Origin of the sequence: Gordonia sp. (in: high G+C Gram-positive bacteria) (genome assembly GCF_047606305.1) — a bacterium.
Lineage (GTDB): Bacteria > Actinomycetota > Actinomycetes > Mycobacteriales > Mycobacteriaceae > Gordonia.
Window position 1 is genome coordinate 1 of record NZ_JASGER010000021.1, and the last position, 15,278, is coordinate 15,278.

At 70.1% G+C, this 15,278-nt stretch carries 15 protein-coding genes and 1 pseudogene; 10 read left to right on the top strand and 6 right to left on the bottom strand.

Annotation, left to right across the window (positions count from 1 at the left end; translation table 11 throughout):
- Positions 1–988: pseudogene (locus QM634_RS03360) on the top strand (DNA polymerase III subunit gamma/tau); the annotation flags it as partial.
- A 3-nt stretch (positions 989–991) separates the two neighbouring features.
- Here the strand turns inward: QM634_RS03360 and QM634_RS03365 are convergent.
- Together QM634_RS03365 and QM634_RS03370 are read right to left on the bottom strand one after the other, a co-directional pair.
- A complete protein-coding gene (locus tag QM634_RS03365; RefSeq protein WP_415041362.1) occupies positions 992–2,308 on the bottom strand; it encodes a class I SAM-dependent methyltransferase in 1,317 nt (438 codons plus the stop codon).
- Positions 2,305–3,711, bottom strand: coding sequence for an FAD-binding oxidoreductase (locus QM634_RS03370; RefSeq protein ID WP_415041418.1), 1,407 nt, complete (start codon positions 3,709–3,711; stop codon positions 2,305–2,307). The genes QM634_RS03365 and QM634_RS03370 overlap by 4 nt, the downstream gene beginning before the upstream one ends.
- Before the next feature lie 99 nt (positions 3,712–3,810).
- On the opposite strand from QM634_RS03370, the gene QM634_RS03375 reads away from it, so the two are divergent.
- From QM634_RS03375 to QM634_RS03405, 7 genes are read left to right on the top strand one after another with little or no spacing between them, the layout of a single operon-like run.
- The gene (locus QM634_RS03375; protein ID WP_415041363.1) at positions 3,811–4,248 is read left to right on the top strand and encodes an SRPBCC family protein; all 438 of its coding nucleotides are present in this window, start codon (positions 3,811–3,813) and stop codon (positions 4,246–4,248) included.
- A 41-nt stretch (positions 4,249–4,289) separates the two neighbouring features.
- Entirely contained in the window at positions 4,290–5,147 is an 858-nt protein-coding gene (locus QM634_RS03380) for a pseudouridine synthase (protein WP_415041364.1), read from the top strand.
- Positions 5,148–5,163: 16 nt separating this feature from the next.
- A complete protein-coding gene (locus QM634_RS03385) occupies positions 5,164–5,799 on the top strand; it encodes a vitamin K epoxide reductase family protein (protein ID WP_415041365.1) in 636 nt (211 codons plus the stop codon).
- A 3-nt stretch (positions 5,800–5,802) separates the two neighbouring features.
- The gene (locus QM634_RS03390; protein ID WP_415041366.1) at positions 5,803–6,132 is read left to right on the top strand and encodes a hypothetical protein; all 330 of its coding nucleotides are present in this window, start codon (positions 5,803–5,805) and stop codon (positions 6,130–6,132) included.
- A 31-nt stretch (positions 6,133–6,163) separates the two neighbouring features.
- Positions 6,164–6,523, top strand: a complete 360-nt coding sequence (locus tag QM634_RS03395) for a YbaB/EbfC family nucleoid-associated protein (protein ID WP_415041367.1) — start codon at positions 6,164–6,166, stop codon at positions 6,521–6,523.
- A 2-nt stretch (positions 6,524–6,525) separates the two neighbouring features.
- Positions 6,526–7,137, top strand: a complete 612-nt coding sequence (recR, locus tag QM634_RS03400; RefSeq protein ID WP_415041368.1) for a recombination mediator RecR — start codon at positions 6,526–6,528, stop codon at positions 7,135–7,137.
- Between the two features lie 3 nt (positions 7,138–7,140).
- Positions 7,141–7,641, top strand: a complete 501-nt coding sequence (locus tag QM634_RS03405; protein WP_415041369.1) for a uridine kinase family protein — start codon at positions 7,141–7,143, stop codon at positions 7,639–7,641.
- Between the two features lie 50 nt (positions 7,642–7,691).
- Here the strand turns inward: QM634_RS03405 and QM634_RS03410 are convergent, their stop codons facing one another.
- Positions 7,692–8,405, bottom strand: a complete 714-nt coding sequence (locus QM634_RS03410) for a type 1 glutamine amidotransferase (RefSeq protein WP_415041370.1) — start codon at positions 8,403–8,405, stop codon at positions 7,692–7,694.
- Positions 8,405–9,688: a MurT ligase domain-containing protein gene (locus QM634_RS03415; protein ID WP_415041371.1), complete on the bottom strand. Its 1,284-nt coding sequence runs from the start codon at positions 9,686–9,688 to the stop codon at positions 8,405–8,407. Before QM634_RS03415 ends, QM634_RS03410 begins: the two co-directional genes overlap by 1 nt.
- A 66-nt stretch (positions 9,689–9,754) precedes the next feature.
- Here QM634_RS03415 and QM634_RS03420 point away from each other — a divergent pair, with 66 nt between their 5' ends.
- Both QM634_RS03420 and QM634_RS03425 read left to right on the top strand, forming a co-directional pair.
- A complete protein-coding gene (locus QM634_RS03420; protein WP_415041372.1) occupies positions 9,755–10,822 on the top strand; it encodes an alpha/beta hydrolase in 1,068 nt (355 codons plus the stop codon).
- Positions 10,815–12,335 (top strand): sugar porter family MFS transporter, encoded by a 1,521-nt coding sequence (locus QM634_RS03425; RefSeq protein WP_415041373.1) that lies wholly within the window; start codon positions 10,815–10,817, stop codon positions 12,333–12,335. Before QM634_RS03420 ends, QM634_RS03425 begins: the two co-directional genes overlap by 8 nt.
- Before the next feature lie 19 nt (positions 12,336–12,354).
- On the opposite strand, the gene leuA is transcribed toward QM634_RS03425, so the two are convergent.
- Together leuA and QM634_RS03435 are read right to left on the bottom strand one after the other, a co-directional pair.
- A complete protein-coding gene (gene leuA / locus QM634_RS03430) occupies positions 12,355–14,202 on the bottom strand; it encodes a 2-isopropylmalate synthase (RefSeq protein WP_415041374.1) in 1,848 nt (615 codons plus the stop codon).
- Between the two features lie 180 nt (positions 14,203–14,382).
- Entirely contained in the window at positions 14,383–15,138 is a 756-nt protein-coding gene (locus QM634_RS03435; RefSeq protein WP_415041375.1) for a class I SAM-dependent methyltransferase, read from the bottom strand.
- Positions 15,139–15,278 lie beyond the last annotated feature (140 nt).

Sequence of the window (15,278 nt, forward strand, 5' to 3'; positions counted from 1 at the left end):
CCCGGCTGCCTCCGCCGCGCCGACCGCCGCTGCGGCGCCGGCCCCGCCCCCCGCCGACGAGCCCGCGCCGAAGTTCATCCGGCCCTCGCAGCGCAAGGAAGCCGATCCCACCGAGCCGCAGCGCCCTTCGGAACCGGCCCCGGAGCCTGAACCGGTTGCCGCCGCCGCTCCGGAACCCGAGCCCGCTGGTGGTGGTCGAGTGGCCGACGAGGCGCCGGCCGAGGAGGGTGTATCGAGACCCCCGTCGGCCGACGTCGCTCCCGAACCCACTCCCGAACCCACGCCCGAACCCGAACCGGAACCTTCCGTCGTCGCTCCCGAACCCGCACCCGAACCAGAGCCGAAGGCGGAGGCGGAGCCCGAGCCGGAACCGGAGCCCGAGCCGGAACCGGAGCCCGAACCCGAACCGGAGCCCGAACCCGAACCGGCTGCGCAGGGCGGCCTGAGCCTGGACGAGGCGCAGCGCCGATTCGGCGAGGTCCGCGCGGCGATGCGCGAGCATTCGCCGGTGTTCGAGGCGATGCTCAGCGGCGCGTTCGTCCACCACGTCGGCGGTGCGGTGGTCACTCTCGGCCATGCGAACGAGGCGCTTGCCGCGCGACTGTCCGAGGAGCAGCGGGCGCAGGCGTTGCGGTCGGCGTTCACGACCGTGTTCGGCACCGAGTTCGAGGTGCGCACCGTCCATCTGCAGCCCGAGGCCGGACCGGCGGGCGCGGCGCCGCAGGCCGGCCAGCAGGCGCCGAAGCAGACCTACCGCCGGCCCAGTCGGGGTCAGGCGGCGGCTCCCTCGGAGGATGTGCCCCCCGAACCCGAGGAGCCTTCTCCGGAGCCCCCTAGGCCCGACGAGGAGATCCCCGAGGCCGAGCGCGACGAGATGGTCGCGCAGGCCCACGACACCGCGTCGTCCGATGGTGTCCGCGACCCCGACGAGATGGCCCTCGAGCTCCTGCAGGCCGAGCTCGGCGCCCAGGTCCTCGACGAGAAATAGTCCCTACGGCTGCCACCAGGGTCGCAGCGGGGTGTTCGGCTTCTTGTCGGGGCCGAGCTTGGTCGCCAGGACGTGGTGCAGCTGGATGACGTCGCGCTCGAAGCCGATGCGGCAGCCGGCCATGTAGAGGCCCCACAGGCGGGCGGTGCCCTCGCCGACCTCGGCGACCGCCTCGTCCCAGTGCTCGACGAGGTTGGCGTTCCAGTCGCGCAGGGTCATCGCATAGTGCTCGCGGAAGTTCTCCTCGTGCACGACCTCCAGTCCGCCGACGTCCTGGATCTTGCCGATGATCGTCCCGGATCCGGTCAACTCCCCGTCGGGGAACACATAGCGGTCGATGAACGCCCCGGCCTTGTTCGGGCCGATGTTGTCCGGGCGGGTGATGCAGTGGTTGAGCAGCAGTCCGCCGTCGCGCAGCTTGTCGCGCATGAACGAGAAGTACGACGGGTAGTTGTGCACGCCGATGTGCTCGGTGAGACCGATCGACGACACGGCGTCGAAGCCGGATTCGTGCACGTCGCGGTAGTCGCTGTGGCGCACCTCCGCGAGATCCTCCAGGCCCTCGCGCTTGATGGCCTCCTGTGCCCACGAAGCCTGCTCGGCCGACAGGGTGGCACCGATCGCCTTCACCCCGTGCTTGGCGGCGTAGCGGACCATCCCGCCCCACCCGCAGCCGATGTCCAGGAGCCGATCGCCCGGCTTGAGCCGGAGCTTGTCGAAGATCAGCCGGTACTTGTTCTCCTGCGCCGTCTCCAGAGTGGCGTCGGCGTCGGGGTACACCGCACAGGTGTAGGTCATCGACGGCCCGAGCACCCACTCGTAGAACGTGTTGGAGACGTCGTAGTGGTGGTGGATGGCCTCGGCGTCGCGCGTCTTGGAGTGGCGCAGCCCCTCGGCGAAGCGACGCCACCGCGGCAGCGTCTCCTGCGGCGGCGGGGCGATCGGTTTGAAGTGCTCCAAGCCGATGCTGCGGGCGATCTGCGCCATCTGCAGCGGCGACGGTTTGCTGAAGGACAGATCCTCGGCGAGCGCGACGAGCGCCGGATAGGGGTCGCCGGGCGGGACGCCGATCAGCTCCAGGTCGCCGGCGATGTAGGCGCGTGCCAAGCCGAGGTCGCCGGGAGCGGTCACCAGGTAGGTCGTGCCGCGGGGAGTCTTCAGGTTGACCCGGAACGGGGCGTCCTCGGGCCCGGTCGCACTGCCGTCGTAGGCGGTGAGCCGCACCCGCGACTCGCCGCCCAGGAACGTCTCGAACACGTTCGCCAGCGGCAGGTGGTGGTCCGTGCCGTGGGTCGCGCGCGCATCCCTCAGAGTGGTCATTTGCTCTTCACCGCCTTGGAGTAGAGGTCGAGTAGTCGGGACTGGGGGTCGTACTTCGCCTTGAGGTCGCGATAGTGCTCGCCGCCGTAGAGGGCGTCGAACTCGTCGACGTCGTAGAACGACTCCGAGTACAGCGATTTGTGGCCGTCGAGGTCGGCGACCTTGCGCTCGATGAGCCGGTTGGTGTGGCCGGGCTTTCCCGGGGTCACCGGGACCGCGGACCAGAAGCCGACGTTGACGTAGGTGCGCTCCGGCTCGAGCGGGTAGAGGGGCCACGGTCGGTGCGGGTCGGCCCCCGGCGGCAGCGGCGATCGCAAGCGCAGCGGGCACAACCAGATCGGCTCGATCGGCACCTCGCGCAGGAACCAGTCGACGAAGTCGGGGGTCTTCTCGATCGGCACCTCGATGTCCTGCACCACCCGCTCGCTCGGCGGCTGGCCCTTGCGGGCGCTGATCCGGTCGCCGATGTCGTACCGGTGGTCCAGGGCGATCAGCTTCCAGTAGAAGCTGCTGCGCAGCCACCGGCGCGGCCAGAACCGTCGGATCGTCGGGTTCTGCGTGCCGAAGGCCCGCGAACACCAGAACCAGTCGGTGTCCCAGCGCCACAGGTAGTCGCGGATCGTCAGCAGGTCCCGCTTCGGGGTCTGCGCCGGTGCGTGCTGGATCGACCGGTAGTAGATGTGCCGACCGGTGTAGTCGCTGACGGGCATCGACCGCTCGTCGGTCTGCCGGCCCAGCACCAGGTAGGACTCGTCGGCGGAGAACACCACACCGTCGAGGTAGTCGACGGGCTCGCCGTCGTAGGACTTCTCGTCGACGATCCGCGTCATGGCGGCGACGAGTGTGTCGACGTCGGTGAAGCGCACGTGGCGCAGTTCGACGTAGGGCTTGACCGGTTCCAGCTCGATCCGCAGTCGTACCGAATAGCCGAGTGTCCCGTAGGAGTTGGGGAAGCCGTAGAACAGGTCGGAGTGGGCGCCGCCGGGGGAGGCGGTGAGGATCTCGCCGGTGCCGGTGAGGATGTCGATCTCGGTCACCGATTCGTGCGGCAGCCCGTTGCGGAACGACGTCGACTCGATGCCCAGCCCGGTGACCGCGCCCCCGAGGGTGATGGTCTTGAGCTGTGGCACGACCAGCGGCGCCAGGCCGTGGGGGAGTGTCGCGTCGACTAGGTCCTCGTAGGTGCACATCCCGGCGACATCGGCGGTCCGCGCGTCGGGGTCGACGGCGATCACACCGGTCAGCCCGGAGACGTCCAGGCCCGGGTGGGGGTTGTGCTCGCGTCGTCGGAAGAGGTTGGAGGTCTTCTTCGCCAGGCGGACCGTGCCGTCGGTCGGGATCGCGCGGTAGCTGGCGAGCAGTCGTCGTACTCCCTGCTCGTAAACCGAAGGACCCGTCCCCAAGCTCACCGCCATTACCCTCTACCGTAGGCACGAAAGGCCGTGTCCGCGAGCGCAATACCGATACGCAGCGGCGATACCGACGACGAGGAGCAACCACCCATGGCGCAAGTGACCGCCACCCAGACCGCCATCATCAACGCCGCACCCGACGCGGTGCTGGCCGCGCTGGCCGATTACACGTCGGTGCGACCGGCCATCCTCCCGGAGAACTACCGGGATTACGAGGTCCTGTCCGGCGGCACCGGTGCCGGCACCGTCGTCCACTGGATCCTGCAGGCCACCGAGAAGCGCCAGCGCGACGTGAAGGCGACCGTCACGGTGGCCGACTCGACCATCACCGAGACCGACGAGAACTCCTCGATGGTCACCACCTACACCGTCGCCCCGAACGGATCCGGTTCGACCGTCAGCACGACCACCACCTGGCAGGGTGCCGGCGGCGTGGGCGGCTTCTTCGAGAAGACCTTCGCCCCCAAGGGACTGGGCCGCATCCAGGCCGCGCTGCTGGGCAACCTCAAGTCGCGGTTGGAGAGCTGAGCCGCCGACGTCGCCGCAGTCCGCTCCCGCCGCGCGCGGGGGTGGATGCGACGCGCGTCGTCCTGCGCGCCGAGGCCACCACGACCGTCGCCGACGCGCTGCTCGCGTCGAGCCAGGGAGCCGAGGTCGGGGTCGAGGGCCTGGCCGTCCGCTCCGACGCCGGGGAACTGGTGGACCTGGACGGCCGCCCGGTGCGGCTCGACGAGCCGTCACGGCCGGGGGCCGCGGTCTTCTTCTACCGCGACCTGCCCGACGAGGTGCCGATCCCCTTCGACCTGGAGATCCTCCACGACGATGACGACCTCATCGTCGTCGACAAACCGCATTTCCTGGCGACCATGCCGCGCGGCCGACACGTGACGCAGACCGCGCTCGTGCGGCTGCGCCGCGAGTACGGCGACGACGACATCGCCCCGGCGCACCGATTGGACCGGTTGACCGCCGGGGTGTTGATGTTCACCCGGCGACCGCAGGTCCGCACCGCCTACCAGGAGCTGTTCGCCTCTCGGCGCGTGCGCAAGACGTACTGGGCCGCCGCCGACGGGCAGTGGGAGCACGCCGATCGGGTGCGCGTGGCGAACCGCATCGAGAAGACCGCCGGGGATCTGCGCGCGCTCGTCGTCGACGGCGAACCGAACGCCGTCAGCACCATCGCACGCACCGACGACGGTTTCACGCTCCTGCCCGAGACCGGGCGCACCCACCAGCTGCGCGTCCACATGGCCGGGCTGGGGGTGCCGATCCAGAACGACCCGCTCTACCCGCAGGTGCGACCCGAGCTGGCCGAGCTGCCCGATCACGGCGACTTCTCCCGGCCGCTGCGGCTGGTCGCGACCTCGCTGGAGTTCGACGACCCGCTGACGGGTCGATCGCGGCGCTTCCGGTCCCGCCGCCGGTGAGCGGTACGCTTTCCCCGTGAGTGAGACCGACACCGCGGCCGACGCCGTGACCGAATCCGACGCCGTGGCCGAGCCGGATCGCGGTGAGCTCTGGACGCGGATCACCGCGTGGGTGCTGGTGATCGGGGGCGCGATCGCCTTCGTCGCCTCCTTCGTGCTGACCTACGAGAAGCTCGAGCTGCTGTCCGACCCCAACTACAAGCCCTCCTGCAGCATCAACTCGGTGTTCAGCTGCAGCCCGGTGATGGCCTCCTGGCAGGCCTCGCTGTTCGGCTTCCCCAACCCGCTGATCGGGATCGCCGGTTTCGCGGTCGTGATCACCGTCGGCATGGGGATCCTCGCCGGGGCGCGGTACGCCAACTGGTTCTGGGGCGGCCTGCAGCTCGGCGTGACACTCGCGATGGCCTTCGTGCTGTGGCTCATCTACTCGAGCCTCTACGACATCGGCGCGCTGTGCCTGTACTGCATGGTCGTGTGGTCGATGACCATTCCGCTGTTCGTGGTCGTGACCGTCCGCAACCTGATGGCCACCCGCACACAGCCGTCGCGGGCCCTGGTCGCCATCGCGCCGTACGTGCCGGTGATCGTGTTCGTCTGCTACATGTTCGTCGCGGCCGCGATCCTCGACCGGTTCTGGACCGCCCTGTTCTGACCCATGAGCATCATCGGATCGTATGAGCGCCACCCCGACCTGGGGTGCGAGGCGATCGTCTTCCTCGACGACGAGACCGGTGCGTGCTTCCAGATCCAGCGCGACCTCGTCGGCGGTCCGCGCGCCGACGAGTACTGCGTGACCACCGGGGCGAGCGCCCCGGTCTACGGCGCCGTCAAGCAATGGCGCCGCGTCGACGGCAACCGCTTCGAATTCGAGTTGGTCCCGCGTGCCGGACGGCTCTTCGGCGACGACGTCCTGTCCTTCGAGGTCACCTCGAGCGATGCGACGCCCGAGGAACTCGCCGTGCATCTCGACCGCATCCTGCGCTGAGAAGTCGGGGGCGGCGACTACCCTGGAGATCGTGACGCAAACACCAGATCTGGGCGGTCTCCTCGGCGGGGACGGCGACCCGAACGCACTGTCGGGACTGCTGGCGCAGGCCCAGCAGATGCAGGAACAGTTGATGACCGCGCAGCAGGAGATCGCGCAGACCGAGCTCACCGGCACGGCCGGGAACGGCCTGGTCACGGTCACCGGCAGCGGTGCCGGCGGCATCACCGGCATCACCATCGACCCGAAGGTCGTCGACCCGTCCGACGTGGAGACCCTGCAGGACCTGATCGTCGGTGCGCTGACCGACCTCGACGCCAAGCGGGACGCGCTCGCCGCCGAGAAGATGGGCCCGCTGTCGGGCGGTCTGGGCCTGCCCGGACTGGGCTAGCGATGTACGAGGGGCCGATCCAGGATCTGATCGACGAGCTGGCCAAGCAGCCCGGGCTCGGCCCGAAGGGCGCCCAGCGCATCGCGTTCAGCCTCCTGGCGGGGGAGAAGTCCGACATCGACCGGCTCATCGCGGCCTTGGGCCGGGTGCGTGACGACGTCACCTTCTGCTCCGAGTGCGGCAACGTGTCGGCCAACCCGCTGTGCCGCATCTGCTCGGACGCCCGGCGGGATGCGACGAAGATCTGTGTCGTCGAGGAACCCAAGGACGTCAACGCGATCGAGCGCACCAAGGAGTTCACCGGCCGCTACCACGTGCTCGGCGGCGCGCTGGATCCACTGTCGGGGATCGGGCCGGACCAGCTGCGCATCCGCGAGCTGCTCAAGCGCCTGGGCAACCAGGACGACGGCATCGACGTCACCGAGGTGATCGTCGCGACCGACCCCAACACCGAGGGCGAGGCGACCGCGACCTATCTGCTGCGGATGCTCAAAGACTTCCCCGGGCTGGAGGTCACCCGCCTGGCCTCCGGTCTCCCCATGGGCGGCGACCTCGAGTTCGCCGACGAGCTGACGCTGGGCCGCGCACTCTCGGGTCGCCGGGCACTGGCCTGACGCGTGCCGCCGATCACCGTCGCCGCGGGGATCATCGCCGTCGACGGACCGTCCGGCGCCGGGAAGTCCACGCTGGCCGATGAGCTGATGCGCGGGCTCGACGGCGACGCCGTCCTCGTCCGCACCGACGAGTTCGCGACCTGGGACGATCCCGTCGCCTGGTGGCCCGAGTTCGTGGCGGGCGTGCTGACGCCGTTCCGTGCCGGTGCGGACCTGCGCTACCGGCCGCGGGTGTGGGACGGCGACGTCGCCGAGCCGGGGCCGACGGTCGTGCGCGCGTGGCGACCGATCCTGCTCGTCGAGGGGGTGTCGTCGGCGCGCCGCGCGATGGCCCCGCACTTGTCGCAGGCGTTCTGGCTCGACGGCCCGGCCGCCGAACAGCGGCTGGAGGCGGCGGTCGCCCGCGAGGGGGAGGCGGCGCGCGAGCATCTGCGCGCCTGGCAGCGCTTCGAAGAGGGCTGGTACGCCGTCGACCGGACGCGCGAGCGCTGCGAGGTGCTCTAACGCCGAGGTCTGTGACCACCGAGCGACAACAAACCTCGGCGTAAGCGGTGTCAGCGCGCCGCGGCCAGGCGCTCCTTGCGGAGCTGGTCGATCTCCGGGAGGTCCAGCGGTGCGAGCTCGGTGCCGGTGGCCTGCGCCAGGAGGTGGTCGGCCAGCTCGGGGTTGCGGGCCAGCAGCGGGCCGTGCATGTAGGTGCCGATCACACTGCCCTGCACGACGCCCTCGACCTTGTCGGCGGTGCCGTTGCCGACGCCGTGGCGGACCTTGGCCAGTGGTCGCGCACCCGGGCCCAGGGTCGTGATGCCGCGGTGGTTCTCGAAGCCGGACAGCGGCTGGGCCAGCCCGTCGAGCAGGGGCTCGGTGACCAGCTCGCCGATGGACCGCGCCGGGCCGGGGGAGGTGGTCAGGTCGAACATGCCGATGCCGTCGACCTTCTCCCCGGCGGCGGTCTCATACCAGTCGCCGAGGACCTGGATGGCCGCACAGATCGCGAGGACCGGCCGGCCGGCCTGCGCGGCGCGCTGCATCCCCGGGTGCTCGCTGAGGTGGCGGGTGGCCAGGCGCTGGGCGAAGTCCTCGGCGCCGCCGAGGGTGTACACGTCCAGCGAATCGGGCACGTCGTCGTCGAGGGTGATCGACACGATCTCCGCGTCGAGGCCGCGCATCCGGGCGCGCTGACGCAGCACCAGGGCGTTGCCGCCGTCGCCGTAGGTGCCCATCACGTCGGGCAGGACCAGGCCGATCCGCACTGTCGACTCGCTCATCACGCGTCTCCCTTCACCGCGGCGATGGGTTCGGCCCCGGCCCGCTCCAGCGCGGTGCCGAGGTCGCGGAAGGCGGTGTAGTTCGCCAGCACCTCGACCCGGCCCGGCGGGCACTGCGCGATCGCCGTCATCGGATCGGGCACGGTGGTGTGTTCGGCGCCGGCATAGAGCAGGCGCACACCCAGGTCGGCGGCGCGTTCGCCGGAGGCGATCACCTTCATCGTCTCGAAGGCCTCGAACCGCACGTCCCACAGCCACGAGAGGTCCTCGCCGTCGGGCACCTGGCCGTTGACCGCGATCACCAGGCTGTCGGCATCCTGGTCGATCATCGACAGGGCCTCCTGCCAGCCGGCCGGGTTCTTGGCGAGCAGCGTGCGGATCGTGTGATCGCCGAGTCGGTACGAGCCGTAGCGGCCGGCCACCTCGCCGACGGTGCCGACGGCCGCGGCCGCATCGGCGGGGTCGGCGCCCATCACCACGGCGGCGGCGATCGCCTGCGTCGCGTTGCCGCGGTTGGCCCGACCGGGCACGGCGGGGGCCAGCGGCGCGGAGAAGCCGTCGGGCCCGTAGACCTTCTCGTCGTCGAACCACCAGTCCGGCGTCGGGCGGCGGAAGGATTCGTCGCCGGTCGACCGCCACTGGCCGTCGCCGGAGCGGATGATCGGCTCGCCGGTGCGCGGACAGCTCACCGAGTCGCCGACCCAGCCCGCGCCCGCGGCGACCCACACGACGTTGGGGGCGTCGAAGGCGGCCGAGGTGACCAGCACGTCATCGCAGTTGGCGACGACGGTCATCTCCGGGTGCCGCTCGATGCCCTCGCGCAGCCGCCGCTCGATGATGTTGATCTCGCCGACGCGGTCGAGCTGGTCGCGCGACAGGTTGAGCATGACCAGGGCGCGGGGGTCGAGGGCGTCGCAGACGTGCGGGACGTGCAGCTCGTCGACCTCGAGTGCGGCGACCGGCTTGCCGCGGGTGAGCGACAGCGTCGCGATGATGCCCGCGTCCATGTTCGCCCCGTCGGCCTGCGTGGCGACCGGTCCGACGCCCGCCAGCGCCGCGGCGAGCATGCGCGTCGTCGTCGACTTGCCGTTGGTGCCGGTGACGAGTGCGGTCTGCCGACCGGCGCCGAGACGGGCCATGATCGACGGGTCGACCTTCATGGCGACCAGTCCGCCGATCATCGAGCCTTTGCCGCGCCCGGCCGCCCGTGAGGCCCAGCGGGCCGACGAGGCGGCGGCGAGCGCCAAACGGGTGCGGGCGGGCAGGCCCGGGGCGTTCGACATGCGTTCGAGTTTCCCACAACCAAGTCCCATCGGAGAGCGCGCCTCCCTCGGTAGGGTGTGAGCACTGTGAGTGAATCCACGAAGGTCGCGCTGCCCGCCGGTATCCGCGCCCAGCGGTTGGTGATGCGGGCCGTGGGCAAGCTGCCCGCGCCGGTCGTCGGCGCGCTGGGCCGACTCGCGCCCACCAATGCCGCGGGCGACCGGATCGATCCTGTTCTGGCGAGCGTGGCGTTGGCCGCCGACAAGGTGCCGGCCTTCGACATGTACGACGCCGACCCGACGCGGGCCCGACGCAAGATCGACGTCTCGTCGGCGATGCTGGCCCCGGTCCACCCGCCGTTCGCCGTCGACGAGGACGTGGTCATCGACGGTCCGGCGGGCCCCATCCCGGCGACGCGGCTGCGCGCGGGCACCGCCTCGCGCGGCATCGTCGTCTACTTCCACGGCGGCGGCTGGACCATCGGCAGTCGGGCCAGCCACGACGGTCCGGCGCGCGACCTGGCCGTCGACGCCGGCGTCGACGTGCTCAACGTCGACTACCGACTGGCCCCGGAGCACCCGTTCCCCGCGGCCGCGGACGACGCGCTCGCCGCATGGCGGTACGCCGTCGACCATGCGGCCGAATGGGGCGTCGATCCGGATGCGATCGTCGTGGCCGGGGACAGCGCCGGCGGCAACCTCGCCGCGGTGGTGTCGCAGCTGACCCGCGGTGAGAAGGTCGTGCCCGCGCTGCAGCTGCTGATCTACCCGGCGGTGGACCTGGCCGGTGAGACACCGTCGCGGACCGAGTTCGCGACCGGTCGGTTCCTGACCAAGAAACACATGGACTGGTTCATCGACAACTACGTGCCCGACGTCGCCGAGCGCGCCGACCCGAAGGCCTCGCCGATGCGCGCCGCCGACCTCTCCGGGCTGCCGCCCGCGCACGTCGTCGTCGCCGGCTTCGACCCGCTGCGCGACGAGGGCATCGCCTACGCGCAGGCGCTGCGCGACGCCGGGGTGCCGGTCACCCTCGACCGCGCAGGCTCGATGATCCACGGATTCTTCAACATGACGATGATCTCGCCCGCGGCCCGGGAATCGGCCCGACGCGCGGCGCGGGCCGTCGCGGAAAGGTTGGACGCAGATGACTGAGGGCGGCGCGATTCCCGAGGTGGAATCGATCTTCGACGACGACGAGGACGAGGGATCGACGTCCGGGGCGATCCGGATCGCCTCGGTGGCCGCGCTCGGCGGTCTTCTGTTCGGCTACGAGACGTCGGTCATCAACGGCGCCACGAAGGCGATCGAGCACGGATTCGACGTCCGGCCGGCACCGCTGGGCTTCGCGGTCGCGTCGTCACTGATCGGTGCGGCGGCCGGCGCACTGACCGCCGGGCGGATCGCCGACCGGATCGGCCGCCTCAAGGTCATGAAGATCGCGGCGCTGCTGTTCTTCATCAGCGCGATCGGCTGCGCCCTGTCGCCCGAGTCGTGGGGCATGGGCGGCCTGGCGTTCTTCGTCGCGTTCCGCGTCATCGGCGGCTTCGCCGTCGGCGTCGCGTCGGTCATCGCCCCGGCCTACATCGCCGAGACCGCGCCCGCACGTCTGCGCGGCCGGCTGGGGTCGCTGCAGCAGTTGGCGATCGTCGTCGGCATCTTCCTGTCCTTCCTGGTCAACCTCGTGCTGCAGAACCTGGCCGGGGGAGCGGAGAAGACCCTCTGGCTGGGCATGCCGGCGTGGCGGTGGATGTTCCTGGCCATGGCGATCCCGGCCGTCGTCTACGGCCTGCTGTCGTACACGATCCCCGAATCGCCGCGCTACCTGATCTCCCAGCACCGCATCCCCGAGGCCCGCAAGGTGCTCGAGATGCTGCTCGGCGAGAAGAACCTCGACATCACCATCAACCGAATCCGGTCCAGCATGGCGCGCGAGACGAAGCCGTCGTGGCGCGACCTCAAGGCGCCGGCCGGCAAGGTCTACCCGATCGTGTGGATCGGACTGTTGCTCTCGGTGTTCCAGCAGCTCGTGGGCATCAACGTCGTCTTCTACTACTCGAACGTGGTGTGGGAGTCGGCCGGCTTCGACGAGAGCCAGGCGTTCCTCACCTCGACGATCACGTCGGTCATCAACATCGCGACGACGCTGGTGGCCATCGCCCTGGTCGATCGTGTCGGCCGCAAGCCGCTGCTGCTGGCCGGATCGATCGGCATGACGGTGTCGCTGGTGACGTTGGCCTTCACCTTCCACCACCTCACCGACAAACTCGACGCCCTCGGGCACCACGTCCTCAACGACAACGGCGATGCGGTGCAGACGCTGCCGGGAGGCTGGGCGACGGTCGCGCTGATCGCGTTCAACGCCTTCGTCGTCTTCTTCGGGATGAGCTGGGGCCCGGTGGTCTGGGTGCTGCTCGGCGAGATGTTCCCCAACCGGATCCGCGCTGCCGCGCTGTCCCTGGCCGCGGCCGGTCAGTGGGCCGCGAACTGGGTCATCACCCAGACCTTCCCGGTCATCAAGGACAGCGTCGGCCTCACCTTCGGCTACGCGCTGTACGCGACCTTCGCCCTGCTGTCCTTCCTCTTCGTCGCCCGGTTCGTGCCGGAGACCAAGGGCAAGACCCTCGAGGAGATGGACGCGTTGGCCGGGATCGCCGCCGACGAGTAGTCGGCGGCGACCGCACCGGTCACGGGGCCCAGGTGCCCTCGGCCTGCTCGCCGTCGGCCTCGGCGGCGCCGCGGTGCGCCCGGTTCACGGCCGAGACGACCGCCCGCAGGCTCGCCGTCGTGATCGACGAGGCGATGCCGACGCCCCACACGGTGTCGCCGTTGACCTCGCACTCGACGTAGGCGGCGGCGTTGGAATCATCGCCGGACGTCAGTGCGTGCTCGCTGTAGTCGAGGACCCGCACGTCGAACCCGACGGTGGCCAGGGCGTCGACGAAGGCGGCGAGCGGGCCGTTGCCGCGCCCCTCGATCTCCTTCTCGACGCCGTCGACCTTCACGACCGCGGTGATGGCGTCCTCGCCCTCGTCGGTCTCCGAGGCGTCCACGCGCTGGCGCATCCGTTCCAGCGGCCGGATCGGGTTCAGGTACTGCTCGGCGAAGACGTCCCACATCTCCTTGGGCGACACCTCGCCGCCCTCGCCGTCGGTCAGCTTCTGGATCTCGCGGCTGAACTCGATCTGCAGGCGCCGCGGCAGGTTCATGCCGTGGTCGGCCTTCATGATGTAGGCGACGCCGCCCTTGCCGGACTGGCTGTTGACGCGGATGACCGCCTCGTAGTTGCGGCCGACGTCCTTCGGGTCGATCGGCAGGTAGGGCACCTGCCAGACGATGTCCTCGACGTCGGAGTCGGCCTCGTCGGCGTCGATCTTCATCTGGTCCAGGCCCTTGTTGATCGCGTCCTGGTGGCTGCCGGAGAAGGCGGTGTAGACCAGGTCGCCGCCGTAGGGGTGGCGCTCGGGCACGTTCAGCTGGTTGCAGTACTCCACCGTCCGGCGGATCTCGTCGATGTCGGCGAAGGAGATCTGCGGGTCGATGCCGCGGGAGAACAGGTTCATGCCCAGCGTGACCAGACAGACGTTGCCGGTGCGCTCGCCGTTGCCGAACAGGCAGCCCTCGATGCGGTCGGCGCCGGCCAGGTAGCCCAGCTCGGCGGCCGCGACGGCCTCGCCGCGGTCGTTGTGCGGGTGCAGGCTCAGAATGATCGAATCGCGACGGGCCAGGTTGCGGCTCATCCACTCGATCGAGTCGGCATAGACGTTGGGCGTGGCCATCTCGACGGTCGCCGGCAGGTTCACGATCAGCGGCTTCTCCGGCGTGGGCGCGATTATCTCGCTGACGGCGTCGCAGACGTGCTTGGCGTAGCTCAGCTCGGTGCCGGTGTACGACTCGGGCGAGTACTCGTAGCGCCACTGCGTGTCCGGGTACTTCTTCTCCTCCTCCAGAACCTTGTGGGCCGCCCGGGTCGCGATTGCGGTGATCTCGTCCTTGTCGGCGCGGAACACGACGCGGCGCTGCAGCACCGAGGTGGAGTTGTAGAAGTGCACGATGACCCGCGGCGCGCCCTGGCAGGCCTCGAAGGTCCGCTCGATCAGCTCGTCGCGGCACTGGGTCAGCACTTGGATGGTGACGTCGTCGGGGATGACGTCGTCCTCGATGATCTCGCGGACGAAGTCGAAATCGGTCTGGCTCGCCGACGGGAAGCCGACCTCGATCTCCTTGTATCCCATCCGCACGAGCAGGTCGAACATGCGGCGCTTGCGCGCCGGGCTCATCGGGTCGATCAGGGCCTGGTTGCCGTCGCGCAGGTCGACCGCACACCAGAGCGGCGCGCGCTGGGCCACCTTGTCGGGCCACGTGCGGTCGGGCAGCGACACCTTCTCGACCTCGTCGGCGAAGGAGCGGTAGCGGTGCACCGGCATCGCCGATCCGCGCTGCGGATTCCAGGTCGGCTGGCCCTGCGCCCGCGGACCGGAGGGCTCGACGATGCGCGAACCGTGGCGAGAGGTGAAGGAATCAGGGGAAGTCATGGTGGTCAATCTCCAAAGGGATGGGGTGGAAGATGACCGGCGCGCGAAATGGCCCGCGACGGAGGGCCGGTCGATTCAGACCCCGCCGCGGCAACCGAGGAGGAATGCGCGCTGCATGCGCTCAGATTACCCGGTCGGCAATCGGAAACACAAAGGCGTTCGGGAAATCCTCGCCGGTCGTCATTCCGAGGTCGCGCTCGGTGTGCAGAACAGCACGACCGCGTCGTTGGTCGCCTGCACCCCGTCCGGCCCGATCGCGTCGAGGAGTTGCGCGCGCAGCCGTTCACGCTCGGCGTCGTCGAGTGTGATCAGGCGCGAGTAGGTGAACAGCTGGCCCACGTATTCGTCGGTGGAGTACACGACCGGCTCGGGATGGTCGCGGTGGTCGATGTCGAACCCGGCGTCGGCGATCTGGTCGGTGACCCGTGCGGAATGGGGCTTTCTGTCGGACCCGCGGGGACCGAGGGACCCGAGGATCGACACGACGGCCTCCCGCGCCGGTCCCACCGCCCGGATCCGGTTCCACGTCAGGGCCATCGCACCGCCCGGTGTCAGCAGCCCGCGCACCTTCGGCAGCGCCCGCTCCGGGTCGACCCAGTGGAAGGACTGGCCGAAGGTCACCAGGTCGAACCGTCGCCCCGCGTCGTCCCACTCCTCGAAATAGGCCCCCTCGACGTCGATCCCGCGGCTGCGCGCCACCGCCGCCATCTTCGCGTCGGGCTCGACGGCGAGGACGTCGGCGCCGGCCGCGGCCAGTTGGACGGAGAGGATTCCGGTGCCGGCGCCCACGTCGAGGACGCGCAGCCCGGGCCGGGTGACCAGCCCGTCGACCAGTGCCGACGGGTAGCGGGGGCGGAACTCGTCGTAGGCGAGGGCCGCCGACCCGAACGAGTCTGCTCGGCGCCGGTCGAGGTGGCTGGGGGTTTCCGCGGTCATGGTTCCAGCATCCTCGCGCGGGAGACCGGTGCGGCCGGTACCGAGCAGTTCTTCTCCCCTCCACCCCCGGATTTCAGTGAATCCTCAGGTTGACAGTGGAAAGTGGCGTGCGTTCAGCCCCGGTCCGCCGTCGCGACCGT